The following is a 20,522-nucleotide window of genomic DNA, read 5'->3' as shown; positions in this document are numbered from 1 at the left end:
ACCTCAGTCTTTTTGCAATATCTGCTATTTTCACAAAAAAGAAGCATTCATATAAAATGTTTCTTTCACTCAGTGAATCAAACAACATTCCATTTGAGAATTGAAATGTCAATTGATTTCAATGACTGTCATATCAATAATTGGTAGAGTCTTGGTTAAGAGTATTTATCATTACATTTCAATAAAAATTAACTAAATGGCATTCACTTTGGCATTCAAAAAATACGTTTGTGTGGGGCATATAGGAAAGGAAAATTTCAAATTCATAAAAACAAAGCACTATCGTTCATAATAATTTAGGAACTAGATTAAACTCCATATTAAGTTCATCATAAGTCATTTGATAAATTAGAATGCCATCTAAATTTTTCTTACGAGTTCAAATAGTCTGCTTATTTTATATTCATTTCTGTCAACTTTTGAAAAAAGTTATCCAATTTTATTATATCAAATATAAAAATTATACGTAATGTTAATTTTCCATTTAATCAGGATTAGCATTACCTAGAAAGTTCGACCAAAAGTCTCTCTCTTAATTCTATCTTCAAACCATGTTAAAAGGATAATATTAAAGCCCACAGATTGTTCTCAATTCAAATACATTTGAGAATCACTGTGGTAATAGACATCCTGGTCTGTTATATGAACAACTCATGAAAGGTAACTCCACAGTTCTAACTACTACATTTTAGTAAAAATTTTCCAAATAATATTCAGTTTAGCATATAAAAATATACAGAAATTATCAACTTTTCTGTTACCAAATAAGAATATTGCCGCCTCAACATCATTTATCATTTCAGCACGATATTTTAGATTACCCATCTTGAAGTAATGTTCTTAAAATATGATGTTAGTCCACATATTTGCACTTTCCGGAATAAATTTATTCACGCATACTATTTCTAATGTTATTAGAATCTTTCTCCACACTATAGTAAACATCCCTGATATTTGTGATTATTACTAACCTTTTTCTTATGTCATTTTTTTACTTTTAATTGTGTAGTTTACAATTATTGCAAGTCATAAATCTTATCCTCAATATCTAAAACAGTACTTTCTGGATTTAATGCAGTACTCTCCCCATTTGCAAAAATAATCAAACTTGGAACTTCCTCAATTTCGTATAAATCTCGAAACAATTGAATAGAGGTATCCAATCTATCTTCACTATTCAAATAAAGGATTAGCATATCTTCTCCAATATCTACTTGAATTTTCTTTAATTTTGAGACAAACTTCCTACAATCAGGACATGTTTTTCTTCCAGTAAACAATACAAATTTTTCTCCCGTTTCGATCTTCTTGTTAATATCATCTGGCGTAACAATTGTTAACTGTGATACAACTTTATCATACTGATACTCAGGGTATTTTTGATAAATGCTTATCCCTAAACCCAAAATACCTAGAACACCAATTAAGATGCCCACAGCTCTAAAAAAATGTTTTTTCATTAATTTCCCATCCTATCTAAAAAAGCAAAGAAGAAATTTGTTCTCTTCTTTGCCAATATATTTAACAAAATCCACTAATAGTTTATATTCTATTCTTTACGTCTACTTACATCCAAGTTGAAAGCTGTGCATCACATGTATTCTTTCCAACAATACAGTCATGCATACATGAACCAGTGCAATCACCATCCTTAGTTTGAACAAATACGTCGGCATCATCAATAAGAGCCTTAACTTCAACTTCTAAAATATCTAATTTGTTTTCTTCGTTCATATTGAACACTCCATTTCTTTTAGTAAACTATTTTTTAGTGACAGCTATATAGTGAAATTTTGTAAATAACGATTTTTATGAAGTAGAATAGAAAGGATTAACATAGCTATTGAAAAAGCTCCAACAACAACCATTTCCACACTTCCATAATGATTTTGAACATAGTAAAACGGATTAAAATATATAACAGAAACCCTTTTATAGTAAATCATCCATACAAATACATACATAACTGAAAATGAAAATACGACAACAGGATTTTTTAAAATAAACTCAAAAAAATACCATAATGACAAGCAGACACAATAAGAAATAATTCCTAAAAAAATGGATTCACTCTTAAAATTAAAAAGAAAAAATATCAAAATAAAGAGGATATTGAAGAAGAAAAACACAAAATTACGTGTCACTCTACTCTTTAATTTTCCATTCTTAATGCTTGCAATGGCTTTATCTACGCCAGATAAATGATCAATACTTTCTATTTCATAAAAGGCATAGCATGAAAGCAAACTACAATTAACCGAAACGACTAACTCTTGCTGCAGTCTAATTACTAAATTAAACAAAACGATACAACTTAAAAATAATAGCAAGTGCATATTAAAAAACATTTTCATTGTTATATACGTATTTTTTTTCAAACTCATCTATTTATCATAACCTTTCCAAAATAGATTTCCCGTTTCCAAATAAATAACAGTATCAACAAAAGTAGCATTGAGAACACAAGATAAAAAATTTGATGCTGTAAATATGGATAAAATACGTCATGGTTCCATAACATATCCGTAACACCAGGAATAAATTTATACCATTTCAATCCAAATGGAGGTACCTCTGACATATTAGATGTTGTTGCATTCGCTGCTACATAGATAAAGGATGCTAAAACTCCAAAAATCAAATTTTTACTCGTCGAGGTAAGAATTGCAGCTACAATGCTTGCTACAATAACTGAAACACCAACAGACAGTCCATAGTAAATCAAGTAGTCATAAATATAAAAATCAATTCCAATCTGCTTTAAAAGCAAAAGAAATAATAAGAACGTTGACAAAAATCCGAAAAGAAAAATCGGGAAAATTAGGCTCACTAGTCTAGACATAAGCTGTAAAAATATTCTCGAATTTGCCATTCTAAATGCTCGAACTCTATTTGATCCTAAATCTCGATAAATAAACCAAGCGGTCAATATAGCTACCCCTATAGATAAAAAGATGGTGACAACCCTTACTAAGTATCTAGCAATTGGAGCAGAAATTTTTTCTTTTTCTTTTAAAACCATCTCAGAAATTTCCTGATAAGGTAAATTAACAGAATAATTGAAATTTTTAGTGCTGTAAGTCTGAGTAAAAAAGGTATAACCTAATCCAAAGGGGAGGTACAGCGATTGCCTATATGCCTGAAAATCATTTTTTCCCATCTGACTAAGTTCAGAAGTATCCAGAAATTTTAAGTCACTTATTTGTTTTTTTTCAGATAACCTATTAAAAAAAAGTTCAATTTCAGATTCTTCTAGTTTTTCTTTAGACAATAAAATAGTCATATTAATGCGATTTTTATAGGTCATATGATCCCTATATACAGGAATCTTTTGCGTACCCGTTCTTTCTTGAATAAAGACCTGCTTATCTGTCTTCTGAAATTGTTCATAGTTCTGGAACCCCACTTTTTGCTCGTACTTATCTTGGTTGTTTGGAATTTCTTTGACTAGCCAATTTCCTTGTACGAAAACCACAAGAACGGAAATAAGCAAAACAAAATATAAGATGGGAGACTTCAGAATCTCTTTGAAATAAAATAATAATAGCCTCACTTCATTTCCCTCCATTTAGTATCAAATAACAATTTTCCAAAGTTGTTTCTATGGGAACTGCATTTTCATATTCCTGCAGGAGATGATTAGGTGCATATATCACTGCCTTTGCCTCGTTTTTTGTTTTATAACGTTTTAGAACTATTGCAGTAGCAGGCAACTCTTTGTTATCTGAAATTTCGTAAAAAGCTCCTTCATACTGAGAAAGCAACGCACTTATTTCCCCTTCAAAAAGAATCGTTCCATGTTTCAAAATAATCACTCTATCACTAATCTGTTCTATATCTTCAATAATATGTGTCGAAAAAAGAACCGTTTTTGACAAACCTAACTCCATAACAAATTCTCTAATACTACTACGTTCTTCAGGATCAACGCCCGCAGTTGGTTCATCAATGATTAAAAATTCCGGATCATGAATAAGCGCTACAGCCAATCCAACCCTTCTTTTCATCCCTCCAGAAAGTTGTTTATATTTTTTCGTGCGATGCTCAGATAAATGCAGCATGTCAAGTAAATATGAAATTCGCTTTTCAAGCTTTGTGGAAGAAATGTCATGTAAATAGCCGAAATATCTGATATTGTCTTCCACGGATAGTTGAGAATACATCCCAAACTCTTGTGGCATATACCCTATATTCTCTTTTATATTGTTTTCAGTTCCTATACTATAAATGACTTCACCTGCTGTAGGTTTTTGAAGTGTCGAAATAATATCCATCAAAGTTGTTTTTCCTGCACCATTCTCTCCCAATAGTCCTACAACTGTATTTTCTTGTAAGGTAAAATTAATATCATTGAGAGCTTTACTGCCTTTTTTAAAATTCTTAGTTATATTGTTTAGTTGAATTTCCATGGCTTACTCTTCCTAACTTTAATGTCGTATATTTATCCATTAGCGTTACATCATGTGTAATCACTAAAATTGTTTTATCAATTGCTAAATTTTCAATCATTTTGCAAAATTTCATCGTATTTCTCTCATCTAGATTATTTGTAGGTTCATCAAATATAAGTAATTCTTTTTGGTCTGTCATTGAATAAACCGCTCTTAAAATTCCTAATAATTGTTTTTGTCCCCCGGATAAATCGACATCTATCCCAATAATTTTATCTGTTAGACTAAACGGAAACACATCACTTAACTCGAAATACTCTATCCATTTTATTACCTTAGAACTATCATCTGTAGATGAGGATTTGATATTATTTATCACACTATCGAAATATACCCATGATTCTTGTAACATAATACCTACTTTATCCAAAAGTTCTTTTCGGTGAATTTTCTTTAACTCCATACCATCAATAAATATATTTCCCGTATAGCTTGTCCTTACTTTTGTTAAAATCTCAATAAAAGTAGATTTTCCAGAACCATTTTCCCCAGTAAGACAAGTGACTTCACCAGAAAAAATTTGAGCAGACCAATTATCTATTATTTTATTTTTATCATATGCATATGAAATAGCATCAACCTCAATTCGCATTGCTAAAGCACTTCCTTAGTATTTAATAGCTCTTCACATCGATCTAGAGAAACCTTCGCTTGACTCCATCCAGCAATAAAATTAGTAATATCTCTGATTGGGCTAATAGTTCTATTTGAATAGAAAACAAAAACTAATAATGTCCCTATCGAACTTTCTCCTTGAATAATCTGATATCCCCCTACGACTAAAATTAGAATTGTACCAATTGAGGAAATAAATGAAGGAATCGTAGTAGAAACATTAAAAATATTCAATCGATCCTTGCTTTTCTCTAGATAACTATATTCAGTCTTCATATAATTAGAAATTACATATTCTTCATTATTTAATAAAATCAGCTGAGAAACATTATTTAAAATACTTTTTTCCTGTGTCATAGCTTTATCAAGTGATGTTATGGCATCTTTTGATGCTTTTTTTAATAATGAATTAAATGAGAACTGTATTGATAAAACCACCAAAATAACAATTGCTTGGACAAGTAGTAACGTTCTATTTTGTAAGAAAAGAGCAATAAATAGAGCTGAAATAAAAATGACACTAGAAACAATCATTGGAATTCCTCTACAAAAAAAAGATTCAATAATTGACAAATCATTTAAATAAATAGTCAATAGTTTATCTTCTAACCGATCTATCTCTTCACCAGAAATACGATATAACTTCGTTAGCATCCTTTTTTTTATTGTAGCAACTAGTTCCATTCCCGCTTTTGCAAAAATAAATTCAGAAATTAGTGTACATAGATGTGATACTAGGTACAGCATAATTGCGGTTAACGCATAGCGAAAAAGTAATGAGTCTTTTTTAAAAGGAATCGCTATATCTACCATGTTTCCAACGTATGATGGAAGAAGTAAGTTCATCATTAAATCAATGAATTGAAGGACAATCATAGACAAAAATAAGATTTTGAACAATTTGATGCTTTTAAAACATTTATGAACCAATTTCATCCTTAGTCTTCCTTTCCATGATAAATTCCACTACCTTTGCAACACTTTCGATATCATTCCATTCGAATTTATATTCTCTCTCTAGAAAGGGAAACTTGTTTATCAATGCCAACAAATAATTCGAAATTTGCTCTCGATTAAATTTAAATCCAAAATCTAAAATAGAACATTTCTCAAGAGCCGATATCTTCTCAAAAGAAGTCACACCAAAAACTTCAGAAAAGATATGACACACTTCTTCTTTTATCTCAGATATATCTGAAAATTCATTGGATGGCTTAGAATCTGATAGTGTATTCTCCATTGAATTTCTATTTACATTTTCGCCTGAATCAGAGTTTTGTAGATATTTTGCCACTGCTAAAGAGCAGGCTTTGCTATTCCCAGCGTAAAAATAGAATCTTTTATTTTTCAGTTTAAAGAAGGTTGGGGCACTATTAAAACTACCTTGTAAGGACTTACTTGAATCAAAAGAATAGTCGCTATTTGTTTCATAAAATTGACCATTAATACCTATAACCTCTGAATATTCAGCAGGATAGCTTTTTAAAGTTGCCCAACTATTTCCAGCTGCAGCAATAATTTTTTTGCCTTGTCTGCTTAATTTTTGACATACTTGCTGCATAGCAACCGTATTTTTTTTTGTTGCTAATGGAACACAAATAATGTTTAAATCAATAGCTAGTAATTGTTCCAAAGCTTTTGTCAAAATCACACTCGAAGACCGTTCACTATTATCCGTCACATCAATAGCTAATGTGCTAAGATTTCTATAACATTCTCCTGTTATCGTCAAAAACGAAGCGGAGCCATGATATTTGCCGGATACACTGTTCAAATACCCCTTCTTTTTTATAGTTGAAACGGCTGATATTCCGGAATCCAAAAGAACTAAATCGTAGTATTTATTTTCCATATTGCAACATTTCTTTCAAAAGATGATAATCCTTTTGATGGATGTTACACATTGCACCGCTCGCCCTATGAAAATCTTCATTCACTGCATAGTTTATATATTTACAACGATTACCATCACAACGATCTTTTAATATACAATCACTACAAGCTAAATTATCTATTTCGTATTCTTCTGCAAATGCTGCAACTTTTTGATTATCTAATCCATCTACCACATTTCCAATTGAGAATTTCAAATTTCCTACAATCATTGAGCATGGGTAAATCATTCCAGTCGTTGAAATTTGAAAAGAATCTTTTCCACCATCGCATTTACCAAGTTTTCTAAAGGAGCACCCTTCCATATTGTGAAGATAATACTGGAAGTTCTCCAAATGATTTTCCCTTAAATAGCTCAATATTTTCTTTTGCTGTATATAATACTCTTGCACATCTGTCTTTGACCATTTTTGTTGCGTGGTATCTGGAATAGCAACTACGCCAGTGAAGCCCTTCTCAAAAAAGAATTTATAATTTTCATAGTAATATCCTACTGTATCCGTTGTTAATGTCATTCGCACACGAACATGTTTATTAAGCTTCTGTACTCTGCTCAAATTGTTAAATACTTTAGAAAAACTGCCTTTTCCATCTTTATATTTTCTTTTACTATCATGTTGCTCTTTCTGCCCATCGACACTAACGGAAATGTTGAAGTCATTTTCTATTAGGAAATTGAGAGTGTCATCCGACAACAATGTTCCATTAGTTGTTATATGGTACCTTACTACGGCATCATACTTCTTACCTATCAAAGAAAAAACATGAACAAGATGCTTTAATAGTCTGAAATTGAGCAATGGCTCTCCTCCATGAAAGTCTACATGAAGTATTTCATTTTCATGTAGTAACACTTGTTGTTCAAAAAAGTCCGCTATATAAGGAATCATTTCCTTTTTTAGGTAGCGGGGATGTTTACTAACATAGCAATACGTACAGCGCAAATTACAATCTTCCGTTAACCAAATTGTCATGTTCAAATAGCTCACCCCATATTTCCTGATATAATTTTTTTTTCTTATAATCACAAAATTCTTGGAACTTTTCTTCATTTTTATTGATTGCTTGAAAACGTGCAACACATTCCCAACAAAAGAGATTTACTTTACAATCTTTACATCTTTGATTGTTGTAAGGTCTCTCAGACTCGATAAAATCATCTATTGTATCCCATTTTAAAATACCTCTAGATAGTTCATTTAGCAGTTTTTGATTTTCAAGAACATTTCCAATTTTATAATTTTCTCCGACCAAATTCACACAAGGAAATAGGTCCCCATTGTAAGAGATCATTATTTCACGTTTACCAGGACGACATCTATAACCATTCAATTCTTGAAACATCATATCTGTAGGAACTAAATTTTCAGTAGAAAAATCTCCTTTGGCTCTTCCGTCAGAAATTAAGGGTCTCAACATTGGGACAACACTTAATTCCTCACATAGTTCAAAGAATTTTTCTTCATTCTTTGAATTGTCTTTTGTTATAATTTGCGAAAGGGTTATTTTAGTAAAACCATTATCTTGAAGCTCTTTTATTTTTTGTATAAGTTTTTCGTATACCCCTTTCCCTCTAATTTTCTCGCAACTAGCTTTATCATATCCGTCCATGCTAAGAGAAATAACATCAACTAACTGGGGCAATCTTTTCATGCTTTCATTTGGAATTACAGTGCCATTTGATATTACGTGAATCTCTCCAGTAAAGTTCTCTCTAGTAAATGCCAGTAATTCAATAAAATCTTTACGAATAAAAGGTTCACCACCACTAAATGTAAGATTCTTTGGAGAAATTTCAACAATTTTTAAAACAATCTGCTTTGCAGCTTCTAAATCAAGCATATCTGGAGCAGTAGGTGCTGCATTATGTATGCAGTGACTGCATTTTAGATTGCATTTATGAGTTAGGACAAATGTAACATTCTCAATGCAATCCTGATATCTTTGCTGTTCGTCATCAATTAAATAGTCAATTTCTAACAATCCATCAAGAATTTTAACTACTACCTTAGCTTTTTGTTGGTCTATCCTTCTAGCAATTTCGTAGATATCTTTATTATTCTTTATCTTATCTTCAATAAAATTGTAATAGGCTTTATTTGTTCTAATCCAACGTCCATTTGAAAAATTTAAGAGAACAATTTGCTGTCCGTTAACAATAGATGTCACATTATTATTGATTTTTAACACTACTATTCTCCCCCTCTAAAAAATGATTGACTTCATACCCATGCATATATTTGACTATTTTTCCTTTTTTCACTTCAATTAGAGTCGGTGTACCACCTATTTTCAAGCCAGAAGAGTTTAATATACTTACATTCAATCTCGGTGTCATATCTACTGCATAAATTGCCTCTGGATTAGCAGAACTATCAAATTTAACATATTTATCTCCGTTTACCAGTTCGTAACTTACTTGACCAAATTGTTTATCGGTGATAGGCGATTTATATTTTTTTTCACTTTCTCCCGTAAAAAATTTTCTATTTCCATCAATTACTTCACCGACAACTTTGTCATATTTTTTTCTATGTTCTTCCCAATTATATTCAAAACTTTTATTCTCACTTTTTTTCATATCAACAAGAAAAAGGTTGTTATTAGTGAATTTTCTATCAATCTTATCCTCAACATCTTTACAATACCCACAATCTTGATTAAAAAAATAGACATAATAGTTCCCAGTCTGCTTAATGTTTAATGCCTGATTAGCCTGAATCGTTTCAAATTTATTCTCCACATCATTCTTAGATAGTAGATAAATAGCTCCCGCTAATAGAATAACGATAAATACGGATACACTTACTGTAAGTACAACTGCTTTTCGCACTATAAATCACCTCTTCAAACAATATTTTCTCAAATAAAAATCAATTTTTTATCAATTTTCCGAATTTGATAGTTAAATTTCGCAATTTTGTATCAATGTAATCATTCAAAAGATCATTTATTTTCTTGCAAATCTATTTATCATAGGTATTATGGAATTATCTTAATAATGTTTACACAAGGGGTGCGAGGAATGACAAGCAAAGTGTTAATAGTTGATGATGAACCAGAGATTATCTCATTTATTCAACCTTTTTTATCTTTAGAAGGCTATGATACAGTTACTGCGAAAGATGGTGCACAAGCTATTCAAATAATGGCTGAACATACAATCGACATCGTTTTATTGGATGTAATGATTCCTTTTTTAGATGGTTATGAAGTTTGTAAAATCATTAAAGAAAGGTACGATACTCCTGTCATTTTTATCACAGCAAAAGGAGATCTAAATGACCGTCTAAAAAGTTTTGTGACTGGTGGTGATGATTATTTACAAAAACCATTTTATTTAGAGGAGCTGGGTATGAGAATCCAAAATATTTTGAAACGAACACTCACAACCTCACAGGTGACTAAGACTTTTGGAGAATTAAAAATTGACTACTCCCGACATGAAATTCTCTTTAAAAACAAATTAATTCCTTTTACAAATACAGAATTTCAAATCATAGAACTTTTATCGCTTCACTCAAATCAAGTGTTCAGTAAAGAAGATTTGTATCTACAGCTTAATAATTGCAAGGAAGGGATGTCCAATGTGATAGTTGAACACATAAGAAAAATTAGATATAAACTAGATAAATCTGGAGCAAGTGATGTGATTAGTACGGTTTGGGGGATAGGTTATAAATGGAAAAATTAAAACCAAATTCGATAAAAACCTATTTATATCTCTTAGGCACTATTGTTGTTCTCTGTTCTCTTTTGTTAACTTATGTAATTCAAAATCTAATTGGTTACTTTGAATTTTCAAAATTTTATCAAGCACAATTTGATAATTTCTGGGAGCAACCCCATCATGCAGTTATAATAGCAAATTATCTAAGTATTGTTCTAATTCCAATTTGTACAATAATTATTATCGCGAATATTTTTTTCAAAAAAGTTATTAAACAAAATTTGGTAAAAATGGATTTTATTTTGAAAAATTTAACTAGCAATAATCTGCAATTTGAAACACCCACTAGTAGCCTTTCAGAGTTTCAAGCAATCTTTGAAACAAGTAATAAAATTAAAGAAGAACTAGCAAATAAACTTGTTTTTCAATGGCAAGTAGAAAACACTATAAAGAATCAGATAAGTATCATGAAACATGAAATGAATACACCTATAACTATTGCCTTGGGTCATCTAAACCTTGTTAAAATATATGCAGAAAAACAAAATTGTAATGACTCAATTTCTTCTGAAATCAATATTGTACAGAAAAGTGTTGAACGTCTCAAAACTCATATTGATGAGACATTGATACTAATCGAAGCTTCCAGTAGCGATCAACATCAAACAGGTATGTGGAGTCTAAATACACTCAACACCTATATAAATGAAGTTTATCCTACTGTTTTCTCGCAAAAAGATAAAACATTCAATATTTTTTATTATGTAGAAAAAGAATTAGATGTGAAAATATATGGAAATTACACTGCCATTCAACACATAATAGATAACATTCTTAGTAATTCTTTAAAATTTTCCAATAAAAAAACGAACATTACTTTTTCTAATGATGATTCAAAAAAAATTGTATTCTTCTTTTCAAATGATGGTCCTCCGTTCACAAATCTAGAATTAGAACACGCTTTCGAAAAAAATTTCAAAAATGTTACTAGCAGTGGTAGTGGAATTGGTCTTTATTTTTCTAAGCAGTTAGCAAAGGTTAATCATGCCTCTATTTCTATTCAAAATATAAACGGACACCCAACCACCATATTGACCTGTAGCAAAACATGAGTTTTCATTATCATTTTAAGGAGCTAAGATTTCACTTTGATTTGGGTTCAAACAAGCATAAGATTTGTTAGCGAAATCGTATACTATAGAAATTGCATTATATATAACATTTATCTTAATTTCATAGATTTAATCTAAAAAAGCATTTGTATAGCCCACAGAATTATAAACATATTTAACGATGAGCCTGAGACATAAGTCCTAAATTGAGTTAATTTTGAAAGAAACGATAAATATAAATACCGTCAAATCAAAGTTTTTACTTTCTTGATTTGACGGTATTTTCATTTTTAATTAGTTTTGTTCCAGACTTCATCGTTACTTTAAAACGCTCTAAGTCCAAATCTAGAGGTCTGCTTCTTTAGCTCTTTGAAACAGACTCTAATGAAAGAAATCAATAGTAATATTAGAAGAATTAAATCGACCCAATAAAATTAGATCTTTAGTCTAATCTTTTGGCTCGGTTTAAGATATAGTGATTTTTTTATTTTAAAACAGAAATTGACTCAACAATTCTTCTACTTCGTCTTTCGTAACAATGACCTCGTCTCGTTTACTATCTTCAAATTCTGCATCAGTGTCTTCAACCAATAAACTCTTAATTTTAGTGGTAATTTCTTTGATTTTTTTCCATATCTTTATCTTTTAATTCCGCTTTTTCAATTCGTTCCATTAATTCATTTTTTCCAAGTGTTTGGTCAATAATCCAGATTTTTTTCAATGTAGGTGCTAGATAATTAGACAGCCAACGCAACGATTTTTCATAGCTTGGCTTTTGTCCTTTCATAGTTAAACGTAGACTTTCCATGCTTTCAATAACTAACCGCCAGTGCTCACTGTAGCCCGTTCTAATCCCCTCTTCATCACAATCATATACTTTTATGGAAGTATCAATTAATTCCTTCACAACCCATTCTAACGTCTCTCCTGTAGATAAAAGATATTCTACAAATAAATACGCTTTTTCATCTGCCAAACGTACTTCATAACGATTCTTCACACCATATTTTTGCTGAGCCATATCGACTGAAATCTGTTCTTTTTTTGCTAGCTCAAAATCTTTTTGATAAAAATTCATGTACATCGGAGACTGTCTGGAACCAAGATAGAGCGATAGCCCCTTGTTCAAGTATTGATTATTTTTAACAACTTCTCCTCCTCTAAAATCAAAGTTCTGAAAAGTGGAATCAACCAATCTCTTTTCCCATTTTTCTTTCAATTCAAACAAATCGTAGTTAGGATACAAATCAGAAACCATTTCATCCAAGGCTATATCAATTCGGGTTATTTTCGTGTCCACAATAAGACCCTTGCCAAATAAATCCTCTTCATATAATCGCCAAAAAAACGTTGTCCAGCAAGCTTTTTGTTCTTCCAAAATCAATTCAAATTCTCGACAGCCCTGCCCTCTAAATTCAATCATAACTCCCATATTTAAATCATTCGGATTGTAGTACACAAAAATTTCACTAAAGAAATAAGTCGCAGTGTAATGATAAAATCCAAAATCTTTATGTCCAAAATAGTCTGCTGACATTCTCAACACCTTTTCAATCACTTCCACCGGTGAATGGTACTTAAAACGAATTCTCAGAAAGTCAATTTTTGCTTCCATAGGTAAGACGCCACCTTCTAAACTAAATGCTTTCCTAATTTTTCCGACTAGTTCAACACAAGCATTTTTCTTTTCATTTTCTATTTTTGACAGAAAAATTCGAGTAATCCCTATCTTTTCTGCAAATTCTTTTTGACTCATATTCAATCTGTGTCTCAATTGCTTAATTTCTTTACCTTGCATAGCCTGCTCCTTTAATGTTGACCACTCCTTTCCAAAAATGTGCCCTTTAATGTCCATCAGAAAAACCATACATAATCAGCCATAGAAATGGATTAGCATCATTCATTAGCTAAAAGTTACCCCCATGTTATTAAGTGGGGGTATCAGGTGCGGAGCGCAAGCGCTCCACACCATCGCACCAGTCGTTCGGATGAAACATCCGCCCGCCTTTTCTGCTTTACCGCTGGGTTTTAATAACCCAGCTTTCCCAAGGATGCCTTGTCCATAAAGCTTCATGCGATTGATAACACCTCTTACTCAATCAATGGCTCTTCTACCTAATTGTGCCCCACACATTATCTTTGATAGTTTAGCAGCCATTCTCGTACTGCTTTCTTGCTGTAAAACACCATTCCAGATTCTAAACGAATCTCTGGGCATCCGTGTATCACCCAATCTTTTAGCGTGTTTACGCTAACGTCAAAATAAGCGGCACAATATTTTTGCTTTAAAATATCTCGTTCTTCCTTTGCATCTTCCAATGCTTCTTTCATCATGCTATAGGCATAACTAAAATTTTCTTTTTGCCAATCAAGTAACGTTTCTTCTATTGTCATAAAATCTCACCACCTTAAAGTTTACAAAAACATCTTCCAAGAAGTCTGTATAGATATAATACGCCTATAAAATAAAGTTGTCAATGTTTTCTTAAATTATTTTTAAGTAAACTTTTAAGACTATTTTTATTGACATTATTGCCTACTGAGTTTACACTAGAAACACGAGGTGAGAAGAATGATAGAAAATTTTGGCGGAAATGTCGTAAGATTAAGAAAAGAATTTGGTTATTCTCAAGAGGATTTAGGAAAAGAGATTGGCGTAAACAAGCAAACGATTTCCAACATCGAACGTGGTGTACGCTATCCAACCTTTGAAACATTAGAAAAAATTGCGAAGGTTCTAAATGCTTCTGCGGTTCAATTATTTGGGACTGAAAAAGAAATTGAAGTGGCAGACACTTCTTATGTGATTGATCGAATGGACGAATATGAGGATAAAATGCAGGGAATGATGCGTTTTGCAAAAATATTTGATGAACAATATCTACGTGAGATTGAAGAAACCTACAAAAAAGCACTCTATATCCAAAATCTGTTTACAGAACAGCCTTTAGTGAATGAAGAAGGACACAATATCTTGAATGAAGATAACCAGACCAAGCTAAAACCTTCTTTCTTTGATTCATTACCAATTAAAGAAATCGATTCTTTAATAGAAAAGATTGATTATATTAAAGCCAATCAAAACTTGCTTTAATTTCCTTTCCTATGTGCCCCACACATAAAAGGAGAGAATCACAATAGCTACATTTAAACAATATCAAAAGAAAAACGGTAAAAGTGCATGGCAGTTTCAAGCTTATTTGGGAACACACCCAGTTACAAACGAACGAATAAAAACGACTCGACGAGGATTTAAGACAAAAAAAGAAGCCCAAATTGCGCTTTCACGACTACAAGTGGACTTTGAAAAGAGTAATCTACAATTAGCTGGCAAACCCTCCCTTACTTTTAAAGAGCTGTATGATTTATGGTTGAAGCAATATCGACTAAAAGTCAAACCCTCAACCATCGCAACTTCTCGACGATTCGTTGAAGATTATTGTCTTCAATACTTTGGCAAACTAAAGTTGGAGAAAATCACCGTTTCCTATTGCCAAGAAATCGTCAATAAATGGCACTCACAATATAAGCAGTACCATTATTTTAGAAAAGTGGTTGCTCAAATTTTACAATTTGGCATCAAAATGGAGATCATTGACAGCAACCCTATGAGGAAAACAGAATTACCTCGTAAAATAGAAGTTGAGCAGTTCCCTAATTTCTATTCCAAAAAGCAGCTAGAAACGTTCTTTAACTGCTTGGAAGACCATATTGAGAAGTCTGGACGTACTAGCACCAAGCTACTTGCTTTTTTCCGATTACTTGCCTTTACTGGTATGAGAAAATCAGAAGCTTTAGCTTTACAGTGGCAGGACATTGACTTTTTTAATCACAAGCTGACGATCGGTAAAACACTAGCTGTTGATGAAAACGGTCAAATTATTGTTCAAGAACCAAAAACAAAAAGCTCTCAACGAGTAAATATGTTGGATCAAAAAACCGTTGAAATTCTTAAGCAATGGCGCAAAAATCAAAAGTCATGGTATCTCAACTTAGGCTACAACACGTCTAAAGAAAGCCAATATTTATTTACAAATAAGTTCAATGGGTTGTACTATCCACAGGCGCCTAATGATTGGTTGTACAATATTCTTGAAAAATACGAGTTGCCTAAAATCACCTTACATGGTTTTCGCCATACACACGCTAGCTTACTATTTGAATCAGGTGCAAATCTTAAAGAAGTCCAAGATCGCTTAGGTCACAAAGATGTAAAAACCACGATGAATATTTACGCTCATGTGACACCTGAAAAAATGAAAGAAACTGGTGAACGCTTTGCCAATTACGTCAATTTTTAAGATGGCATTCAAAATGGCATTCAGTCACTTTTAATTCAAATAAAAAAACCTCGCTAAGCACTGATACATCAATACTTAGCGAGATATAGCTAGTCGTTATCCGACGCTTCCTTCCATCTCATACGATATCAGTCTATTTAATTCGACTGCGTATTCCATTGGGAGTTCTTTTGTGAATGGTTCGACGAAGCCCATGACGATCATTTCTGTTGCTTCGCTTTCCGTTAGTCCTCGACTCATCAGATAGTAAAGCTGTTCTTCTGATATTTTTGAGACTTTTGCTTCGTGTTCGAGTGAGACTTGGCTGTTGTGAATTTCATTGAATGGAATAGTATCAGATTTTGAACGGTCATCCATAATGATAGTATCACATTCAATATGTGAGATAGAGCCTGCACTGTCTTTTCCAAAGGTTACTTGGCCTCGATAGTTGACCTCGCCACCGTCTTTTGCAATTGATTTTGAGACGATAGAGCTTGAGGTATTTGGTGCATTATGAATCATTTTTGCGCCTGTATCCTGGATTTGATTTTCTCCTGCAAAGGCGATAGAGAGCATCGTTCCACGCGCACCTTTTCCATCTAAGTATACACTTGGATATTTCATCGTTGTTTTTGCCCCAAGGTTCCCATCAATCCATTCAACGGTTGCCCCTTCATAAGCTTTTGCACGTTTCGTTACAAGGTTATACACATTATCTGACCAGTTTTGGATCGTCGTATAGCGGCAATACGCATCTTTTCGTGTATAAATTTCAACGATTGCTGCATGCAAACTGTTGCTTGAGTACGTTGGCGCTGTACATCCTTCTACATAATGAATGCTCGCTCCTTCGTCTACGATGATTAGCGTTCGTTCAAATTGTCCGGTATTTTCAGCGTTAATACGGAAATACGTTTGTAAAGGTACATCTACTTGGACCCCTTTTGGTACGTAAATGAAGGTTCCACCAGACCAAACAGCTGAATTTAATGCAGCAAGCTTGTTGTCAGTTGGAGGCACCAATTTAGAAAAGTATTCCTTAAACAAATCAGGATATTCTTTTAACGCAGTATCTGTATCGGTAAAGACAATCCCCAATTTTTGAAATTCTTCTTTCATATTGTGGTAAACCACTTCTGATTCATATTGAGCTGAGGCACCTGCTAAATAGGCACGTTCCGCTTCTGGAATCCCAATTTTTTCAAAGGTTTCTTTGATTTTTTCCGGTACATCCTCCCAATCACGGGCTGGATTATCACTTGCTTTTTGGTAATATTTAATCGCATCAAAATCAATGTCAGATAAATCTGGTCCCCATGACTGCATTGGCATTTTGTTAAATACATCCAATGATTTCAAGCGGAATTCTAACATCCATTCAGGTTCTTCTTTGATACGTGAGATTTCACGAACGACTTCTTCGGTTAATCCTTTTCCTGTACTAAAGACCGGCTTTACATCATCATGAAAGCCAAATTTATATTCTTCTAACTCAGGTACTCCCACGTTCTCACGCTCCTATTCTTTATGATATTGATGGGCAATTGATTTGCCTGACTCATCAGTTACTGCTTGTTCTAATGCTTTCCAAGCAAGTGTCGCACATTTGATTCGTGCTGGAAATTTGGCTACCCCGCTAAGCATCGCCGCATCGCCTAAATCATCCTCATTTGTGACTTCCTTTCCTTGGACTAACTGAGAAAATTGCTGAATAAGAGTCTCTGCTTCTTCAACGGTTTTCCCAAGGACCGCATCCGTCATCATTGACGCACTGGCGGTACTTATTGAACACCCGCTCCCGTCAAATGCAATCTGCTTAATAACATTTTCTTCCACGGAAAGCTCTAGTTGAATGACATCGCCACAAGTTGGATTATTCATCTCAATTTTTTGCGTTGATTCATCTAACGTTCCATGATGATGAGGATGGCTAGAATGATCCAAAATTACCTGACGATATAAATTATCTAATTTAGATAGCCCCATTTTTGAAAAACTCCTTTGTCGCTAAAATCGCTTCAATTAATCGATCTGCATCATCTTTTGTATTATAGAAATAAAAGCTTGCTCGAGCAGTTGCAGGGACATTTAAATAGGTTAACAACGGCTGTGCACAATGATGACCTGCACGAACAGCGACACCTTCCATATCCAATGCAGTTGCCACATCATGAGGATGCAATCCTTCTAAATTAAAGGCAATTACGCCCGTATGATCTTCAGAATTTTGTGGACCATAAACAGTTAATCCATCAATCGCTTTTAATTTTGGCAGACAATAGTCCACTAGCTCGGCTTCATATTGGTGGATGGCTTCTAATCCAATTGCAGTTAAATAATCAATAGCACTGCCTAATGCAATCGCTCCTGCAATATTCGGTGTCCCTGCTTCAAACTTCCATGGCAGCTCTTTCCATGTACTGTCCTGTAAATGAACGAAATCAATCATTTCGCCGCCAAACTCTACCGGCTCCATCTGTTCGAGCCACTCTCTTTTTCCATAAAGCACACCAATTCCTGTTGGACCGCACATCTTATGTCCGCTAAATGCATAGAAATCTACATCTAATTGTTGAACATCCACTGGCATATGAGGAACAGCCTGTGCCCCATCTACAACCATTACCGCACCCTTAGCATGAGCAAGGGTAACTAGCTCATCAATTGGATTAATCACACCTAGAACATTAGAAACATGAGCAATTGAAACAATCGCTGTCTTCTCTGTAATTTGTTTCTTTGCATCTTCTAAATCAAGAAATCCATCTTCAGTAATCTGAATATATTTAAGGATAGCCCTTTTTTTCTTTGCAAGCTGCTGCCAAGGAATGATATTGGAATGATGCTCCATATACGAAATGACAATTTCGTCGCCTTCCTTAACAAACGCATCAACAAAGCTTTTTGCCACCCAATTTAGACTCGTCGTCGTTCCTCTTGTAAAAAGGATTTCTGCTGTTTCTTTTGCATGGATGAATTGACGAACTTTTTCTCGAGCCGCTTCATAATCCTTCGTAGCACGTTCGGCTAACGTATGCACACCACGGTGAACATTGGCATTATCGGTTTCATAATAATGAGCCAGCGCTTCAAGTACCTGCTTAGGCTTTTGCGTTGTTGCTGCATTATCTAAATAAATAAGTGGTTCGTCATTGACTTCTTGAAATAAAATCGGAAAGTCTCGGCGAAGTTTTTCTGCATTCATCATGCATTCAACTTCCCTTCGATTACTTCGATAAATTCATTTTGTACTTCTTTGACTGGAATAGCCGTGATAACTGAACCCAAGAAACCGCGAATAACCAAACGTTCAGCATCCTCTTTTCGTAAACCACGACTCATCAAATAATACATTTCCTCAGGATCGACACGGCCGACACTTGCAGCATGTCCTGCAGTAACTTCATTTTCATCAATTAAAAGAATCGGATTAGCATCCCCGCGTGCCTTATCTGACAGCATTAATACACGACTTTCTTGCTGTGCATCCGCTCCTTTTGCACCTTTTAAAATATGACCAATGCCGTTAAAGGTTAAGGTACCACGTTCACGAATTACGCCATGCTGTAAAATATGACCGATAGTGTGTGGTGCTTTATTTGTGACACGCGTATCAATTCCTTGTGTTTGTTTGCCTGCACTTACTGCAACAATTTTCACTTCTGAATGCGCGCCTTCTCCAACTAAGTCTGAGTCAAAATCTGCCACGACATCGCCATCATTCATCACACCCAATGCCCAATCTAGGGATGCATCACGCATAATATAGCCACGACGATTCATATAAGAAGTAAGGTGTTCACCCAATTGATCCACCGCAGAATACTTCACTTTAGAGCCTGCTTTGGCAATCACTTCAACAACAATATTTCCGGAAACTTTTTTCGCTGTATTTCCTTCTGTCTGAAATCGTTCCAGATAGCTGAATTGACTATGCTCATCTGCGATAATCAGCACGTGTTTAAAGAAATGCTGATTCGTTGTTCCATCTTGAATGAAAATGGATTCTATTGGCTCTTCAATGACCACATTTTTCGGTACATATAAAAACAGGCCACTATTCATAAAGGCTGCATGAAATGCTGTAAGCTGATCTTCATCCATTAACACGGCTTTACTCATATAGTATTCTTTTACTAAATCCGAATGTTCTTGTAAAGCTGTAAATATATCGGTGAAAATAACACCCTTTTCAATTAAGTGTTGTGGGAGCTGTTCAAAGACAGTAGTTGTCCCTTGTTGCACCAGTACAGGATTATCTTTCATTTCATCAAATGCTGCTACACCAATGGATTCTGGCGTATACTCATCCATAGACACATTAAATAAAGGCCAACGATGAAATTTTACACGCTCAATTCTTGGTAATTCCAGCTCATCTGCTTTTGCTAAAGCTTGTTGGCGCAAGAGAGTCATCCATTCAGGTTCCCCATTACTTGCAGAAAAAGCGTTAATTTCATCAAGATAATCGATCCATTCTTTTTTTGCCATTTATCTT

At 33.6% G+C, this 20,522-nt stretch carries 21 protein-coding genes; 4 read left to right on the top strand and 17 right to left on the bottom strand.

Annotated elements, in window-relative coordinates; all coding sequences use genetic code 11:
• Positions 1 to 1,016: 1,016 nt before the first annotated feature.
• From I589_RS17720 to I589_RS02105, 11 genes are all read right to left on the bottom strand, one after another.
• Positions 1,017 to 1,460 carry a DUF6568 family protein gene (locus I589_RS17720; RefSeq protein ID WP_010769777.1) on the bottom strand — a complete coding sequence of 148 codons (444 nt, stop codon included), beginning with the start codon at positions 1,458 to 1,460 and terminating at the stop codon, positions 1,017 to 1,019.
• 106 nt (positions 1,461 to 1,566) lie between these two features.
• The gene (locus tag I589_RS18445; protein ID WP_010769778.1) at positions 1,567 to 1,734 is read right to left on the bottom strand and encodes a hypothetical protein; all 168 of its coding nucleotides are present in this window, start codon (positions 1,732 to 1,734) and stop codon (positions 1,567 to 1,569) included.
• Between the two features lie 44 nt (positions 1,735 to 1,778).
• On the bottom strand, positions 1,779 to 2,303 hold the full coding sequence (locus I589_RS02145; RefSeq protein WP_162140345.1) for a hypothetical protein: 525 nt from the start codon (positions 2,301 to 2,303) through the stop codon (positions 1,779 to 1,781).
• A 77-nt stretch (positions 2,304 to 2,380) separates the two neighbouring features.
• On the bottom strand, positions 2,381 to 3,553 hold the full coding sequence (locus tag I589_RS02140) for a hypothetical protein (RefSeq protein WP_010769780.1): 1,173 nt from the start codon (positions 3,551 to 3,553) through the stop codon (positions 2,381 to 2,383).
• A 1-nt stretch (position 3,554) separates the two neighbouring features.
• Complete coding sequence (locus I589_RS02135) at positions 3,555 to 4,409, bottom strand: ABC transporter ATP-binding protein (RefSeq protein ID WP_010769781.1); 855 nt, start codon at positions 4,407 to 4,409, stop codon at positions 3,555 to 3,557.
• Positions 4,381 to 5,043 carry an ATP-binding cassette domain-containing protein gene (locus I589_RS02130; RefSeq protein WP_010769782.1) on the bottom strand — a complete coding sequence of 221 codons (663 nt, stop codon included), beginning with the start codon at positions 5,041 to 5,043 and terminating at the stop codon, positions 4,381 to 4,383. The genes I589_RS02135 and I589_RS02130 overlap by 29 nt, the downstream gene beginning before the upstream one ends.
• A gap of 2 nt (positions 5,044 to 5,045) precedes the next feature.
• Positions 5,046 to 6,002 carry an ABC transporter transmembrane domain-containing protein gene (locus I589_RS02125; protein ID WP_010769783.1) on the bottom strand — a complete coding sequence of 319 codons (957 nt, stop codon included), beginning with the start codon at positions 6,000 to 6,002 and terminating at the stop codon, positions 5,046 to 5,048.
• On the bottom strand, positions 5,986 to 6,918 hold the full coding sequence (locus I589_RS02120; RefSeq protein WP_034684286.1) for a S8/S53 family peptidase: 933 nt from the start codon (positions 6,916 to 6,918) through the stop codon (positions 5,986 to 5,988). Before I589_RS02120 ends, I589_RS02125 begins: the two co-directional genes overlap by 17 nt.
• Entirely contained in the window at positions 6,908 to 7,933 is a 1,026-nt protein-coding gene (locus tag I589_RS02115) for a radical SAM/SPASM domain-containing protein (protein WP_010769785.1), read from the bottom strand. Before I589_RS02115 ends, I589_RS02120 begins: the two co-directional genes overlap by 11 nt.
• Entirely contained in the window at positions 7,905 to 9,149 is a 1,245-nt protein-coding gene (locus I589_RS02110; protein ID WP_010769786.1) for a radical SAM/SPASM domain-containing protein, read from the bottom strand. The genes I589_RS02115 and I589_RS02110 overlap by 29 nt, the downstream gene beginning before the upstream one ends.
• Positions 9,133 to 9,792, bottom strand: a complete 660-nt coding sequence (locus I589_RS02105) for a hypothetical protein (protein WP_010769787.1) — start codon at positions 9,790 to 9,792, stop codon at positions 9,133 to 9,135. The genes I589_RS02110 and I589_RS02105 overlap by 17 nt, the downstream gene beginning before the upstream one ends.
• Positions 9,793 to 9,984: 192 nt before the next feature.
• Here I589_RS02105 and I589_RS02100 point away from each other — a divergent pair, with 192 nt between their 5' ends.
• Together I589_RS02100 and I589_RS02095 are read left to right on the top strand one after the other, a co-directional pair.
• The gene (locus I589_RS02100) at positions 9,985 to 10,653 is read left to right on the top strand and encodes a response regulator transcription factor (protein ID WP_034684283.1); all 669 of its coding nucleotides are present in this window, start codon (positions 9,985 to 9,987) and stop codon (positions 10,651 to 10,653) included.
• Entirely contained in the window at positions 10,641 to 11,741 is a 1,101-nt protein-coding gene (locus I589_RS02095) for a sensor histidine kinase (protein WP_010769789.1), read from the top strand. The genes I589_RS02100 and I589_RS02095 overlap by 13 nt, the downstream gene beginning before the upstream one ends.
• 604 nt (positions 11,742 to 12,345) lie before the next feature.
• Here the strand turns inward: I589_RS02095 and I589_RS02090 are convergent.
• Together I589_RS02090 and I589_RS02085 are read right to left on the bottom strand one after the other, a co-directional pair.
• The gene (locus I589_RS02090; RefSeq protein WP_010769790.1) at positions 12,346 to 13,539 is read right to left on the bottom strand and encodes an XRE family transcriptional regulator; all 1,194 of its coding nucleotides are present in this window, start codon (positions 13,537 to 13,539) and stop codon (positions 12,346 to 12,348) included.
• Positions 13,540 to 13,874: 335 nt separating this feature from the next.
• Positions 13,875 to 14,135, bottom strand: a complete 261-nt coding sequence (locus tag I589_RS02085; protein ID WP_010769791.1) for a hypothetical protein — start codon at positions 14,133 to 14,135, stop codon at positions 13,875 to 13,877.
• A gap of 178 nt (positions 14,136 to 14,313) precedes the next feature.
• Here I589_RS02085 and I589_RS02080 point away from each other — a divergent pair, with 178 nt between their 5' ends.
• Both I589_RS02080 and I589_RS02075 read left to right on the top strand, forming a co-directional pair.
• The gene (locus tag I589_RS02080; RefSeq protein ID WP_010769792.1) at positions 14,314 to 14,835 is read left to right on the top strand and encodes a helix-turn-helix domain-containing protein; all 522 of its coding nucleotides are present in this window, start codon (positions 14,314 to 14,316) and stop codon (positions 14,833 to 14,835) included.
• A 43-nt stretch (positions 14,836 to 14,878) separates the two neighbouring features.
• On the top strand, positions 14,879 to 16,042 hold the full coding sequence (locus I589_RS02075; protein WP_034684271.1) for a site-specific integrase: 1,164 nt from the start codon (positions 14,879 to 14,881) through the stop codon (positions 16,040 to 16,042).
• A gap of 96 nt (positions 16,043 to 16,138) precedes the next feature.
• Here I589_RS02075 and sufB read toward each other — a convergent pair whose 3' ends face one another.
• The 4 genes from sufB to sufD are packed head-to-tail and all read right to left on the bottom strand — an operon-like array spanning position 16,139 to position 20,515.
• The gene (gene sufB, locus I589_RS02070; protein WP_010769794.1) at positions 16,139 to 17,530 is read right to left on the bottom strand and encodes a Fe-S cluster assembly protein SufB; all 1,392 of its coding nucleotides are present in this window, start codon (positions 17,528 to 17,530) and stop codon (positions 16,139 to 16,141) included.
• 12 nt (positions 17,531 to 17,542) lie between these two features.
• The gene (gene sufU / locus I589_RS02065; RefSeq protein WP_010769795.1) at positions 17,543 to 18,010 is read right to left on the bottom strand and encodes a Fe-S cluster assembly sulfur transfer protein SufU; all 468 of its coding nucleotides are present in this window, start codon (positions 18,008 to 18,010) and stop codon (positions 17,543 to 17,545) included.
• Positions 17,997 to 19,232, bottom strand: a complete 1,236-nt coding sequence (locus I589_RS02060) for a cysteine desulfurase (RefSeq protein WP_010769796.1) — start codon at positions 19,230 to 19,232, stop codon at positions 17,997 to 17,999. Before I589_RS02060 ends, sufU begins: the two co-directional genes overlap by 14 nt.
• Positions 19,229 to 20,515 (bottom strand): Fe-S cluster assembly protein SufD, encoded by a 1,287-nt coding sequence (gene sufD / locus I589_RS02055; protein ID WP_010769797.1) that lies wholly within the window; start codon positions 20,513 to 20,515, stop codon positions 19,229 to 19,231. The genes I589_RS02060 and sufD overlap by 4 nt, the downstream gene beginning before the upstream one ends.
• Between the last annotated feature and the right edge of the window lie 7 nt (positions 20,516 to 20,522).

The organism is Enterococcus phoeniculicola ATCC BAA-412, assembly GCF_000407505.1.
In the GTDB taxonomy this organism is placed as follows: Bacteria; Bacillota; Bacilli; order Lactobacillales; family Enterococcaceae; genus Enterococcus_K; species Enterococcus_K phoeniculicola.
Note: the sequence above shows the minus strand (reverse complement) of the source record. Positions and strands in the feature narration are given on the sequence as shown.